General features: G+C 63.2%; 1 pseudogene. It reads right to left on the bottom strand.

Going from position 1 to position 342, the window contains the following annotated elements:
* Positions 1–342 (bottom strand): annotated as a pseudogene (locus tag IB272_RS34560) (hypothetical protein); the annotation flags it as partial.

Raw genomic sequence — 342 nt, 5'->3', positions numbered from 1 at the left:
TTTCCGGCCGCCAGCCGTGGGTGAGCGTCAGCCCGTGATCGCAGGCCCAGTTCCAGTCGGCCCGTTCATAGAGCGCGTTTGCCACCCTGCGGATTTCAACTTCTTCGGCGCCATCGCCGTCGAAATACGCGGCCACTGTCAGAGCACCCGCGAAAAGAAAGGCGGAGTCGATCGTCGAAAGCTCGCACTCCCAAACGCGCCTGCCGGTCTCGATGTCGAGGAAGTGGTAGAAGAAGCCCTTGTAGCCGGAGGCGTCGGGTTCCGGTCCCTGCGGGCACTCCAGGAGAAACTGCAAGCGCCGACGCGCGATCTTTGCGGCAAACTTGCGGATGACGATGCCGC

The organism is Ensifer sp. ENS08 (assembly GCF_014852195.1).
Lineage (GTDB): Bacteria > Pseudomonadota > Alphaproteobacteria > Rhizobiales > Rhizobiaceae > Ensifer > Ensifer adhaerens.
The sequence above is the reverse complement of the archived record's forward strand: the minus strand, read 5'-3'. Positions and strand labels throughout refer to the sequence as shown.